13 protein-coding genes and 1 riboswitch are annotated in these 11934 nt (G+C 56.9%); of the genes, 6 read left to right on the top strand and 7 right to left on the bottom strand.

Annotated features, from left to right (window positions below; all coding sequences use genetic code 11):
- The 5 genes from thiS to rsd all read right to left on the bottom strand — a co-directional run bounded on the left by thiS (position 1) and on the right by rsd (position 4203).
- Positions 1-201 carry a sulfur carrier protein ThiS gene (gene thiS, locus E3U32_RS02075; protein WP_059312260.1) on the bottom strand — a complete coding sequence of 67 codons (201 nt, stop codon included), beginning with the start codon at positions 199-201 and terminating at the stop codon, positions 1-3.
- Positions 185-940, bottom strand: coding sequence for a HesA/MoeB/ThiF family protein (locus tag E3U32_RS02070; RefSeq protein ID WP_134347475.1), 756 nt, complete (start codon positions 938-940; stop codon positions 185-187). The genes thiS and E3U32_RS02070 overlap by 17 nt, the downstream gene beginning before the upstream one ends.
- Positions 933-1568: a thiamine phosphate synthase gene (thiE, locus tag E3U32_RS02065; RefSeq protein ID WP_134347474.1), complete on the bottom strand. Its 636-nt coding sequence runs from the start codon at positions 1566-1568 to the stop codon at positions 933-935. Before thiE ends, E3U32_RS02070 begins: the two co-directional genes overlap by 8 nt.
- A complete protein-coding gene (gene thiC, locus E3U32_RS02060) occupies positions 1568-3463 on the bottom strand; it encodes a phosphomethylpyrimidine synthase ThiC (protein WP_134347473.1) in 1896 nt (631 codons plus the stop codon). Before thiC ends, thiE begins: the two co-directional genes overlap by 1 nt.
- A 78-nt stretch (positions 3464-3541) precedes the next feature.
- Positions 3542-3651: riboswitch (TPP riboswitch) on the bottom strand.
- A gap of 54 nt (positions 3652-3705) precedes the next feature.
- A complete protein-coding gene (gene rsd, locus E3U32_RS02055; RefSeq protein ID WP_134347472.1) occupies positions 3706-4203 on the bottom strand; it encodes a sigma D regulator in 498 nt (165 codons plus the stop codon).
- A gap of 95 nt (positions 4204-4298) precedes the next feature.
- Between rsd and nudC the strand changes: the two genes are divergently transcribed.
- The 6 genes from nudC (at position 4299) to E3U32_RS02025 (ending at position 8651) form a co-directional block, all read left to right on the top strand.
- Positions 4299-5072: an NAD(+) diphosphatase gene (gene nudC, locus E3U32_RS02050; RefSeq protein WP_134347471.1), complete on the top strand. Its 774-nt coding sequence runs from the start codon at positions 4299-4301 to the stop codon at positions 5070-5072.
- 38 nt (positions 5073-5110) lie between these two features.
- Complete coding sequence (gene hemE / locus E3U32_RS02045; RefSeq protein ID WP_010425930.1) at positions 5111-6175, top strand: uroporphyrinogen decarboxylase; 1065 nt, start codon at positions 5111-5113, stop codon at positions 6173-6175.
- Between the two features lie 9 nt (positions 6176-6184).
- Positions 6185-6856: a deoxyribonuclease V gene (gene nfi / locus E3U32_RS02040; protein ID WP_010425928.1), complete on the top strand. Its 672-nt coding sequence runs from the start codon at positions 6185-6187 to the stop codon at positions 6854-6856.
- Positions 6857-6897: 41 nt separating this feature from the next.
- Entirely contained in the window at positions 6898-7488 is a 591-nt protein-coding gene (locus tag E3U32_RS02035; RefSeq protein ID WP_134347470.1) for a YjaG family protein, read from the top strand.
- Between the two features lie 186 nt (positions 7489-7674).
- Positions 7675-7947, top strand: a complete 273-nt coding sequence (gene hupA, locus E3U32_RS02030) for a nucleoid-associated protein HU-alpha (RefSeq protein ID WP_002445246.1) — start codon at positions 7675-7677, stop codon at positions 7945-7947.
- A gap of 11 nt (positions 7948-7958) precedes the next feature.
- Entirely contained in the window at positions 7959-8651 is a 693-nt protein-coding gene (locus tag E3U32_RS02025; RefSeq protein ID WP_134347482.1) for a DUF1481 domain-containing protein, read from the top strand.
- A 47-nt stretch (positions 8652-8698) separates the two neighbouring features.
- Here the strand turns inward: E3U32_RS02025 and purD are convergent, their stop codons facing one another.
- Both purD and purH read right to left on the bottom strand, forming a co-directional pair.
- Positions 8699-9991 carry a phosphoribosylamine--glycine ligase gene (gene purD, locus E3U32_RS02020; protein WP_134347469.1) on the bottom strand — a complete coding sequence of 431 codons (1293 nt, stop codon included), beginning with the start codon at positions 9989-9991 and terminating at the stop codon, positions 8699-8701.
- 15 nt (positions 9992-10006) lie between these two features.
- Positions 10007-11596 carry a bifunctional phosphoribosylaminoimidazolecarboxamide formyltransferase/IMP cyclohydrolase gene (purH, locus tag E3U32_RS02015; RefSeq protein ID WP_134347468.1) on the bottom strand — a complete coding sequence of 530 codons (1590 nt, stop codon included), beginning with the start codon at positions 11594-11596 and terminating at the stop codon, positions 10007-10009.
- Positions 11597-11934: the final 338 nt, after the last annotated feature.

The following is an 11934-nucleotide window of genomic DNA, read 5'->3' as shown; positions in this document are numbered from 1 at the left end:
TCAGCCCCCTGCGATAACCTGAAACAGCAGGATCTGGTCGCCTTCGTTGACCTGCTGATGTTCCCACTGCTCGCGCGGCAGGATCTGTTGATTGAGCGCCAGCGCCGTTCCCGGCTTGAGCTGGCGCAGCTTGTCGAGCAGTACGGCAACGGTGAGCCCGTCGTCGCATCTCATCGGCTCATCGTTAAACAGAATGCGCATCGCGGCCTCCACATACCGGGCAACGGCCGGCGCGGTGTAACGCCAGATGGCGCCAGCCGCTGGAGCGGGCATCAAACAGCCGCAGCGTATTGCGTTCCGTCTCCATGCCGCTGAGCAGCTTGATGGCCTCCAGGGCCTGCATCGTGCCCATCACGCCGACCACCGGACCAAGAATGCCCGCCGTGCGGCAGTTGCGCACCGGCTCGGCATCATCCGGCCACAGGCAGCGATAGCAGCCCTGCACCCACGGTGGCGTCAGAACCATCATCTGTCCGCCGAACCCCACCGCGCTGGCGGTGATAAGCGGCGTGTTATTTGCCACGCAGGCGGCGTTAATCGCCTGGCGCGTCGCCATGTTGTCGGTACAGTCCAGCACCACGTCGGCAAGCGCGACTTCACGGTGCAGGCTCTCGCCGCTAAGACGTTCCTGTCGCGCAATCAGTTCGATGTCCGGATTAAGCTGGCTTAGCCGCTGCCGGGTGATGTGCGCTTTCGGCTGGTTGATATCCTCGGTGGTAAAAAGGATTTGTCGCTGCAGGTTGCTGAGATGAACGTCGTCATCATCGGCCAGCACCAGCGTGCCGATACCAGCGCCTGCCAGATAAAGCGCCGCAGGTGCGCCTAATCCGCCCAGACCGACAATCAGCACCCGGCTGGCGAGCAGTTTTTGCTGCCCGTCAATGGCGATATCCTCCAGCAGGATCTGACGGCTGTAGCGCATAAAATCGCGATCATTCATCGCCAGCTCCTGCCAGCTGTAACAGCTGTGCGGTGGCGGACTGCCAGTCTGCGGCCTGGGTGATGGCGCTGACGACGGCAATACTGCCGACGCCAGTGTCCAGCACAGCCGGAGCCCGTTCAAGGCTAATGCCGCCGATGGCGACGGTGGGGTAATCGGCAAGGCGTTTGACGTGACTTGTCAGCTGCGTCAGTCCCTGCGGTGCGGAGGGCATCTGCTTGGTCTGCGTCGGGAAGACGTGGCCCAGCGCGATGTAAGAGGGGCGGGCTGCCAGCGCCACGTCGATCTCCATGCCGTCGTGTGTTGACACCCCCAGCCGTAATCCGGCTTCGCGAATAGCGCTCAGATCCGTTGTTTCCAGGTCCTCCTGACCCAGATGCACGCCGTAAGCCTGGTGCTTAACGGCCAGCCACCAGTAGTCGTTGATAAACAGACGGGCGTTATACTGACGTCCCAGCGCAATGGCGGCAACCACATCGGCTTCCACCTCGTCATCGCGTTTATCCTTGATGCGCAGTTGGATCGTTCGAACGCCTGCCTCCAGCAGGCGTTTGATCCACGCCACGCTGTCCACCACCGGATAGAGCCCTAAACGGTAGGGGACGGGCGGGAAATCGGGCTGGTACATTATGCCTCCTCTTTTTTGAGGTAGATTTCGCCGCCTTTGGCGCGGAAGGTTTCGGACATATCCGCCATACCTACTTCAATGGTCTGCGCGGCAGCGTAGTCCCGCACCTCCTGGCTGATTTTCATCGAGCAGAATTTTGGCCCGCACATAGAGCAGAAATGCGCGACTTTGCCCGACTCCTGCGGCAGGGTTTCGTCGTGATAGGCGCGGGCGGTGAACGGGTCCAGCGCCAGGTTGAACTGATCTTCCCAGCGGAATTCAAAGCGCGCCTTCGACATGGCGTTATCGCGAATTTGCGCGCCCGGATGGCCTTTGGCCAGATCTGCCGCATGGGCGGCAATTTTGTAGGTGATCAGCCCCTGCTTCACGTCCTCTTTGTTTGGCAGGCCGAGGTGCTCTTTTGGCGTCACGTAGCAGAGCATGGCGCAGCCGAACCAGCCGATCATCGCCGCCCCAATCCCGGAAGTGAAGTGGTCATAGCCTGGCGCAATATCGGTGGTCAGCGGCCCCAGGGTATAGAAGGGTGCTTCGTGGCAGTGCTCCAGCTCTTCGGTCATATTGCGGCGGATCATCTGCATCGGCACGTGTCCCGGGCCTTCAATCATCACCTGCACGTCATACTCCCAGGCGATTTTGGTCAGTTCACCCAGCGTGTGCAGCTCGGCAAACTGCGCTTCGTCGTTGGCATCGCGGATAGAGCCCGGGCGCAGGCCATCGCCCAGCGACAGAGAGACATCGTACGCGGCACAGATTTCGCAAATCTCGCGGAAATGTTCGTAGAGGAAGTTTTCCTGGTGATGGGAGAGGCACCACTTCGCCATGATAGATCCGCCGCGCGAGACAATACCGGTAAGACGTTTCGCCGTCATCGGCACGTAGCGCAGCAGCACGCCCGCGTGAATGGTGAAGTAGTCTACGCCCTGTTCAGCCTGCTCCAGCAGCGTGTCGCGGAAGGCTTCCCAGGTGAGGTCTTCGGCAATGCCGCTCACTTTTTCCAGCGCCTGATAAATCGGGACGGTGCCAATCGGTACCGGGCTGTTACGCAGGATCCACTCACGTGTTTCGTGAATATAGCGGCCGGTGGAGAGATCCATCACCGTGTCCGCGCCCCAGCGCGTTGACCAGACCAGCTTTTCGACCTCTTCTTCGATGGAGGAGGTGACGGCCGAGTTACCGATGTTGGCGTTCACCTTCACCAGGAAGTTGCGACCGATAATCATCGGCTCGGATTCCGGGTGGTTGATGTTGGCGGGGATAATTGCGCGGCCGGCGGCCACTTCATCACGCACAAACTCCGGCGTAATATTTTCTGGCAGACGAGCGCCAAAACCTTCGCCCGGGTGCTGGTGGCGCAGTATTTCACTGCGGATGCGCTCACGGCCCATGTTTTCACGGATGGCGATGAACTCCATTTCTGGCGTGACGATCCCCTGGCGCGCATAGTGCAGCTGGGTCACGCATTTGCCTGCTCTGGCGCGTTTCGGCGTCAGTAGCCCGGTGAAGCGCAGCTCGTCCAGACCGTCGTCGGCCAGGCGTGCTTTGGTGTACGCGGAGCTACGCACGCTCAGTTCTTCGCAGTCGTTACGCGCGTCAATCCACGGCTGGCGCAGCTTTGCCAGTCCCTGCTGAACGTTGATGGCAATATCCGGATCGCCGTACGGGCCGGAGGTGTCGTATACCGGCACGGCTTCGTTGTCTTCGAACTGCGGATTCTCTTTGCTGCCGCCGATAAGCGTCGGGCTGAGCTGGATTTCCCGCATCGGGACGCGGATATCGGCCTGCGAGCCGGAAATGTAGATGCGTTTAGAGTTCGGGAAAGCGGTGCCTTCCAGGGTATCAATAAAGTGTTGGGCCTGTGCGCGCTGTTCGCGGCGGGTCAGTTTTGCAGTAGACATAGCTCATTCCAAAAGTGAAGGACATGGCTTGTCAGACGACGGATGAAGCAAGAGAGGATCGCCCTTAGGCGATACAACAGCAGTGTGACTCTTGTTCCCTTCGCAGGTATTAGCCTGATCAGGTTCCGCGGATCCCGAATTAACGGTCTCAGCCCGTGCTTTCACACTGGGCACTCCGACAAGAAAAATCCCCCTCGTGAGAGGGGCGAATGGTTGTAAATTACTCGTTAACGATTAAGAACTCAAGCAGGGCGCGCGACGTTCTCTTCATTGCTGGTATTCACGTCATTGTCCAGCACGAGGGCGATCAGCTTATCTTCCAGCGTGAATCGCTCCTCCAGGGCTTCACCGAGATCGGACAGCGCCTGCTGAAACTCAAGATAGTTATCGTGATCGATGGCGTTCTCGAGCGTGGAATCGTAGTAATCCATGATCTGCTGGGTGTTGGCTTCCAGCAACGGATAGAGTTTGCTGGCCGCTAAATACGGTGTTGTCCCTTCCATTTCGCGGATAATACGTTCATAAATATTGAAATGGCCGTCGGACAGATAGTCGACCAGGCCCTGACAAAAATCATCCAGCGATTTTTCATTCAGTCGCATAAACGATTCTTTGCCAGGCTTAATACCGACCAGATTGTAATAAGCCACGAGTAGATGCTTGCGCACATGCAGCCAGCGATCCACCAGTTTGTTACTTCCTCTAACGCGCTCAGTCAGGCTTTCTAGCTGGTTTAACATGGTCGACTCCGCAAGGTATAGGATTGAATCTGCTTATCCAAAATGTAACCACAATGCTAACAACATGTCAGTGAAGCGAAGGTAGTGCAATAGATATGGATCGTATTATTGAAAAATCAGATCTGGGTTGGTGGATCGTCAGTCACGAACAAAAATTATGGCTGCCCGCCGGGGAAATCCCCCATGGCACGGCGGAAACGTTCGATCTTGTCGGACAAACCGCGCTGTGGATCGGCGAGTGGCAGGCCGAGCCGGTGTGGTTGATCCAACAGGCGCGTCGCCAGGATATGGGGTCTGTGCGGCAGGTGCTGGATCAGGATGTCGGGCTGTTCCAGCTGGCGGGGCGCGGCGTGCAGCTGGCGGAGTTTTACCGCTCGCATAAATACTGCGGCTACTGCGGTCATACCATGCACCCGAGCAAAACCGAGTGGGCGATGCTCTGCAGCCACTGCCGCGAGCGCTACTATCCTCAGATTGCACCCTGCATTATCGTCGCTATCCGCCGCGATGACTCCATCCTGCTGGCGCAGCACACCCGTCATCGCAACGGCATTCACACCGTGCTGGCTGGCTTCGTCGAGGTGGGCGAAACGCTGGAACAGGCAGTGGCGCGTGAGGTGATGGAGGAGAGCGGGATCAAGGTGAAGAACCTGCGCTACGTCACCTCCCAGCCCTGGCCGTTCCCGCAGTCGCTGATGACGGCATTTATGGCTGAATACGACAGCGGTGAGATTGTTATCGACCAGAAAGAACTGCTGGAAGCGAACTGGTATCGCTATGACGATTTACCGCTGTTACCCCCACCGGGCACGGTGGCGCGTCGGCTGATAGAAGATACCGTGGCGATGTGTCGGGCCGAGTATGAGTAATGTTACACTGAGGCCATGACGCTTAAGGAACTGCAAAAATGACCGAACTGAAGAACGATCGTTATCTGCGTGCGCTGCTGCGCCAGCCCGTTGATGTCACCCCGGTGTGGATGATGCGCCAGGCGGGACGATATCTGCCAGAGTACAAAGCCACGCGTGCGCAGGCGGGTGATTTTATGTCGCTGTGCAAAAACGCCGAGCTGGCCTGCGAAGTCACGCTCCAGCCGCTGCGCCGCTTCCCACTGGATGCTGCTATTCTCTTTTCGGACATTCTGACCATTCCGGATGCCATGGGCCTTGGTCTCTATTTCGAAACCGGTGAAGGCCCGCGCTTCACCTCCCCAATCAAAAGCAAAGCCGACGTGGATAAGCTGCCAATCCCCGATCCGGAAGGTGAACTGGGCTACGTGATGAACGCCGTGCGCACCATTCGCCGCGAGCTGAAAGGCGAAGTGCCGCTGATTGGTTTCTCCGGCAGCCCGTGGACGCTGGCGACCTATATGGTTGAAGGCGGCAGCAGCAAAGCCTTCACCATGATTAAAAAGATGATGTACGCCGAGCCGCTGGCCCTGCATGCGCTTCTCGACAAGCTGGCGAAGAGCGTCACGCTCTATCTCAACGCGCAGATTAAAGCGGGTGCGCAGTCGGTCATGATTTTCGACACCTGGGGTGGCGTGCTGACCGGCCGCGATTATCAGCAGTTCTCTCTGTACTACATGCATAAAATCGTCGACGGCCTGCTGCGCGAAAACGAAGGTCGCCGCGTGCCGGTAACGCTGTTCACCAAAGGTGGCGGTCAGTGGCTGGAAGCGATGGCGGCAACCGGCTGCGACGCGCTGGGTCTCGACTGGACCACCGATATCGCCGATGCCCGCCGCCGCGTGGGTGACAAAGTGGCACTGCAGGGCAATATGGATCCATCCATGCTCTATGCTCAGCCTGCCCGCATTGAAGAAGAAGTGTCGACTATACTCTCTGGTTTCGGCCAGGGTGAAGGCCACGTCTTTAACCTCGGCCACGGCATTCATCAGGATGTGCCGCCAGAACACGCTGGCGTATTTGTGGAGGCGGTACATCGGCTTTCTGCCCAGTATCACAAGTAAGGAGTGGTTATGGATCTCGCGTCGCTACGCGCTCAGCAAATCGAACTGGCTTCATCGGTGATCCGCGAGGATCGTCTGGATAAAGATCCTCCGCAGTACATTGGCGGAGCAGACGTCGGATTCGAGCAGGGGGGTGAAGTAACGCGAGCGGCGATGGTGGTCTTGAAATACCCTTCGCTTGAGCTGGTGGAATACAAGGTGGCGCGTATCGCCACCACCATGCCGTACATTCCGGGCTTTCTCTCCTTCCGCGAATATCCCGCGCTGCTGGCAGCATGGGAGCAACTCTCGCAAAAACCTGACCTGTTGTTCGTCGATGGACACGGTATTTCACACCCGCGCCGTTTAGGCGTTGCCAGCCACTTTGGGTTACTGGTGGATGTGCCGACCATTGGCGTCGCCAAGAAACGCCTGTGTGGCGCGTTTGAACCCCTTTCCGCGGAGCCGGGCGCGCTGGCGCCGCTCATCCACAAGGGTGAACAGCTGGCATGGGTCTGGCGCAGCAAGGCGCGATGCAATCCGCTGTTTATCGCGACCGGGCATCGGGTGAGCATGGACAGTGCCCTGGCGTGGGTTCAGCGCTGTATGAAAGGTTACCGATTACCGGAACCGACGCGCTGGGCAGATGCCGTTGCGTCATCGCGTCCGGCATTTATTCGTTGGCAGGAAATTCAGCCCTGATTCAGGTAAACTGCGGCTAATTTCCGTTTCGAGACATCATCATGTTACAAAACCCGATTCATTTGCGCCTTGAGAAGCTGGAAAGCTGGCAGCACGTGACGTTTATGGCTTGCCTGTGCGAGCGCATGTACCCTAACTATGCTGCGTTCTGCAAGCAGACGGCGTTTGGCGAAGGCCAGATCTATCGTCGTATTCTGGATTTAATCTGGGAAACGCTGACGGTGAAAGACGCGAAGGTGAATTTCGACTCTCAGTTGGAAAAGCTGGAAGAGGCGATCCCGGCAGCGGATGATTTTGACCTGTACGGTGTCTATCCGGCCATCGATGCCTGCGTGGCGTTAAGCGAGTTGATCCACTCCCGTCTGAGCGGTGAAACGCTGGAGCATGCTATCGAAGTCAGTAAGGCATCTATCACCACCGTGGCGATGCTGGAAATGACCCAGGAAGGTCGCGAAATGACCGACGAAGAGCTGCGGGTGAACCCGGCGGTTGAGCAAGAATGGGATATTCAGTGGGAAATTTTCCGCCTGCTGGCTGAGTGTGAAGAACGCGATATTGAGCTGATAAAAGGGCTGCGTGCGGACTTGCGCGAGGCCGGCGAGAGTAATATTGGTATAATTTTTAACCAATGAGACAATAAAACTTGAGATAACGCCCGTTTTGTCGCTCCTCGACTCTTCCCTTTCGACCCTTGTCTGGTCTACATTTGGGGGGCGAAAAAAAGTGGCTATCGGTGCGTGTATGCAGGAGAGTGCTTTTTTGGCATTTTCGTCGCACTCGATGCTTAGCAAGCGATAAACACATTGAAAGGATAACTTATGAACAAGACTCAACTGATTGATGTAATTGCGGACAAGGCTGATCTGTCTAAAGTGCAGGCTAAAGCTGCTCTGGAATCTACCCTGGCTGCTATTACTGAGTCTCTGAAAGAAGGTGATGCTGTACAGCTGGTTGGTTTCGGTACCTTCAAAGTGAACCACCGCGCTGAGCGCACTGGCCGCAACCCGCAGACCGGTAAAGAAATCAAAATCGCCGCAGCTAACGTGCCGGCATTTGTTTCTGGTAAAGCACTGAAAGACGCTGTTAAGTAAGACGCGTGGCAGTGAACAGTTTTAGCGAAGGGGCGGAAACGCCCCTTTTGTCTTTCTGGCGTGGAACGCTCGCGCTGGCAGGTATGCTGTTGCTGTCAGCCTGTAGCCATGACACCTCTCTGCCGCCGTTTACCGCCAGCGGCTACGCGGATAACCAGGGCGCGGTCAGGATCTGGCGCAAAGATTCCGGCAATGAAGTTCATCTGCTTTCTGCCTTCAGCCCGTGGCATAACGGCAATACGTCGACTGCGGAATACCGCTGGCAGGGCGATGACCTGACGCTGATTGAACTGAACGTCTACAGCAAAACCCCCGAACACGTGAAAGTGCGTTTTGATGACCATGGCGAGCTGAGCTTTATGCAGCGTGAAGTCAGCGGTCAAAAACAGCAGCTTTCCAGCGATCAAATCGCCCTCTACCGCTATCGTGCAGAACAAATCCGCCAGACCAGCGATGCACTTCGTCTGGGGCGCGTCGTGCTGCGCCAGGGGCGCTGGCATACCGATGGGACGGTGACGACCTGCGAAGGTCAGACGGTCAAGCCTGAGCTCGAATCCTGGGCGACCGAACATATTCAACGCCGTCAGCGTCATTCATCAATGGAGGTGAGTGTGGCGTGGCTTGAGGCGCCGGAAGGCTCTCAGCTGCTGCTGGTGGCGAACGAAGACTTCTGTACCTGGCAGCCGACAGAGAAGAGTTTTTGATTTAAGTCCCCTCTCCCTTGAGGGAGAGGGTTAGGGTGAGGGGGAAATTACTCGCCCTGCTCACGCGCAATCGCGCGATAACCGATATCCTGACGGCTAAAGCTACCGTTCCAGTGAATATCCGCCATCAGCGCATAGGCGCGTTTCTGCGCTTCTGCAACGGTATGACCCAGCGCGGTCGCACACAGCACGCGTCCGCCATTGGTCAGTACGCGGTCGTCATCAGACAGCTTCGTTCCGGCGTGGAATACCTTCGCGCCTTCAACCTCTTCCAGCGGCAGACCGTGGATTTCATCACCGGTGTTGTAGTTGCCAGGGTAACCACCTGCAGCAATCACCACGCCCAGAGACGCACGCTCGTCCCATTCTGAGGTTTTTTTGTCGAGCTTGCCTTCGCAGGCCGCCAGACACAGATCGACCAGATCGGATTTCATGCGCAGCATGATGGGCTGGGTTTCCGGATCGCCAAAGCGGCAGTTGAATTCGATAACCTTAGGGTTACCCTGCTTGTCGATCATCAGACCCGCATAGAGGAAACCGGTGTAGGTATTGCCTTCTGCCGCCATTCCTTTCACGGTTGGCCAGATGATCCGAGCCATCGTGCGCTGGTGTACTTCGTCAGTCACTACCGGAGCAGGTGAGTAGGCACCCATCCCACCGGTATTCGGGCCGGAATCACCATTACCCACGCGCTTATGGTCCTGGCTGGTGGCCATCGGCAGAACGTGCTCGCCGTCGACCATCACGATAAAGCTAGCCTCTTCACCGTCGAGGAACTCTTCGATCACGATGCGGTGGCCAGCATCGCCAAAGGCATTGCCCGCCAGCATATCCTGAACCGCGGCTTCGGCTTCTTCGAGCGTCATCGCCACGATCACGCCTTTTCCGGCGGCCAGACCGTCGGCCTTGATGACAATCGGCGCGCCTTTTTCACGTAAGTAGGCCAGAGCGGGCTCCACTTCGGTGAAGTTCTGATATTCCGCCGTTGGGATGTTATGACGTGCGAGGAAATCTTTGGTGAAAGCTTTGGAGCCTTCCAGCTGAGCTGCACCTTCCGTTGGGCCGAAGATTGTCAGGCCCGCAGCGCGAAACGCATTAACTACACCAATCACCAGCGGCGCTTCCGGGCCGACGATGGTCAGATCGATTTTCTCGCTCTGGGCAAAGCTCAGCAGTGCTGGAATATCGGTCACGCCGATAGCAACGTTCTGCAGCGCAGGTTCCAGCGCAGTGCCTGCATTACCCGGTGCGACAAAGACGGTTTTTACCAAAGGGGACTGCGCCGCTTTCCACGCCAGAGCGTGCTCGCGTCCGCCGTTACCAATTACTAATACTTTCATTTTCAGCTCCGGGAATTAATGGCGGAAGTGACGCATGTCGGTGAAGATCATCGCAATGCCGTGCTCGTCGGCGGCGGCAATGACTTCGTCGTCGCGGATTGAGCCACCAGGCTGGATCACGCAGGTGATGCCGACAGCGGCTGCCGCATCAATACCATCACGGAACGGGAAGAAGGCGTCAGAGGCCATGGCGGAGCCTTTGACTTCCAGACCTTCGTCACCTGCTTTAATACCCGCGATTTTCGCAGAGTAAACGCGGCTCATCTGGCCTGCGCCTATCCCGATTGTCATGTTCTCTTTCGCGTAGACAATGGCGTTGGATTTAACAAACTTCGCCACTTTCCAGCAGAACAGTGCATCACGCAGTTCCTGCTCGCTCGGCTGACGTTTGGATACCACGCGCAGGTCGGCTTCTGTCACCATACCCAGATCGCGGTCCTGAATCAGCAGACCGCCATTCACGCGTTTGAAGTCCAGGCCCTGAACGCGTTCCGCCCACTGGCCGCAAACCAGTACGCGCACGTTCTGTTTCGCGGCGGTGATTTTCAGCGCTTCTTCGGATGCTGATGGCGCGATGATCACTTCGACAAACTGGCGGGAGATGATGGCCTGTGCGGTTTCAGCATCCAGCTCACGGTTGAAGGCGATAATGCCGCCGAACGCGGAGGTCGGGTCGGTTTTGTAGGCGCGATCGTAGGCATCCAGAATGGAGGTGCTCACGGCAACGCCGCATGGGTTCGCGTGCTTGACGATAACGCAGGCAGGCTCGCTGAACTCTTTCACGCACTCCAGTGCGGCATCGGTGTCGGCAATGTTGTTATAGGAGAGTGCTTTGCCCTGAACCTGCTGGGCGGTCGCAACAGAGGCTTCTTTTACCTCTTCTTCTATATAGAAGGCAGCTTGCTGGTGGCTGTTCTCGCCGTAACGCATATCCTGCTTCTTAATGAAGTTCAGATTCAGGGTGCGCGGGAAGCGGCCGGAAGGATCTTTGCTTTCACCGTGGTAAGCCGGTACCAGGCTACCGAAGTAGTTGGCGATCATGCTGTCGTACGCGGCGGTGTGTTCGAAGGCTTTGATGGCGAGGTCGAAACGCGTTGCAAGCGTCAGTGACCCTTCGTTGGCGTCCATCTCATTAATAATGGTTTCGTAATCGCTGCTCTTTACGACGATGGCCACATCTTTATGGTTCTTGGCCGCGGAGCGCACCATGGTCGGGCCGCCGATATCAATATTCTCTACGGCATCTTCCAGAGAGCAGCCTTCGCGGGCAACGGTCTGGGCAAACGGGTAGAGGTTAACGACAACCATGTCGATTGGCGCGATGTCATGCTTTTCCATAATGGCGTCGTCCTGGCCGCGACGGCCAAGGATACCGCCGTGGACTTTTGGATGCAGGGTTTTGACGCGTCCATCCATCATTTCCGGGAAACCGGTGTAATCGGACACTTCGGTTACCGGCAGACCTTTATCTGCTAACAGGCGAGCGGTGCCACCTGTAGAAAGCAGCTCTACACCACGTGCAGAAAGTGCCTGAGCGAATTCGACGATACCGGCTTTATCAGAAACACTGAGCAGAGCGCGGCGGACTGGACGACGTTGTTGCATGGTAAATCCCCTGGATTTCACGATTACAGAGAGCGTTAGATGAATTTTCCTGCGAAAAACTCATCTAACACACCTGACGAGGCATCCTTGTGAAGCGCGAGCATTTTAACGAAAACGTTTGCGCAACGCTCGCACATTTTCACTTTTTCGTATCATTGTGGATAAGTCTGTGTGTAAAAAGGTATAAGGCGGGGTTTTGCTGTGGAATGCAGCAGTCAGTCATTTTTCTGTCATTTAGCGGTTGCGGCCTGCTGAGAACTCCCTATAATGCGCCTCCATCGACACGGCGGATGTGAATCACTTCACAAACAACCCGGTCGGTTGAAGAGAAAAAATCC

The organism is Lelliottia nimipressuralis, assembly GCF_004402045.1.
GTDB classification, from domain to species: domain Bacteria; phylum Pseudomonadota; class Gammaproteobacteria; order Enterobacterales; family Enterobacteriaceae; genus Enterobacter; species Enterobacter chinensis.
The sequence above is the reverse complement of the archived record's forward strand: the minus strand, read 5'-3'. Positions and strand labels throughout refer to the sequence as shown.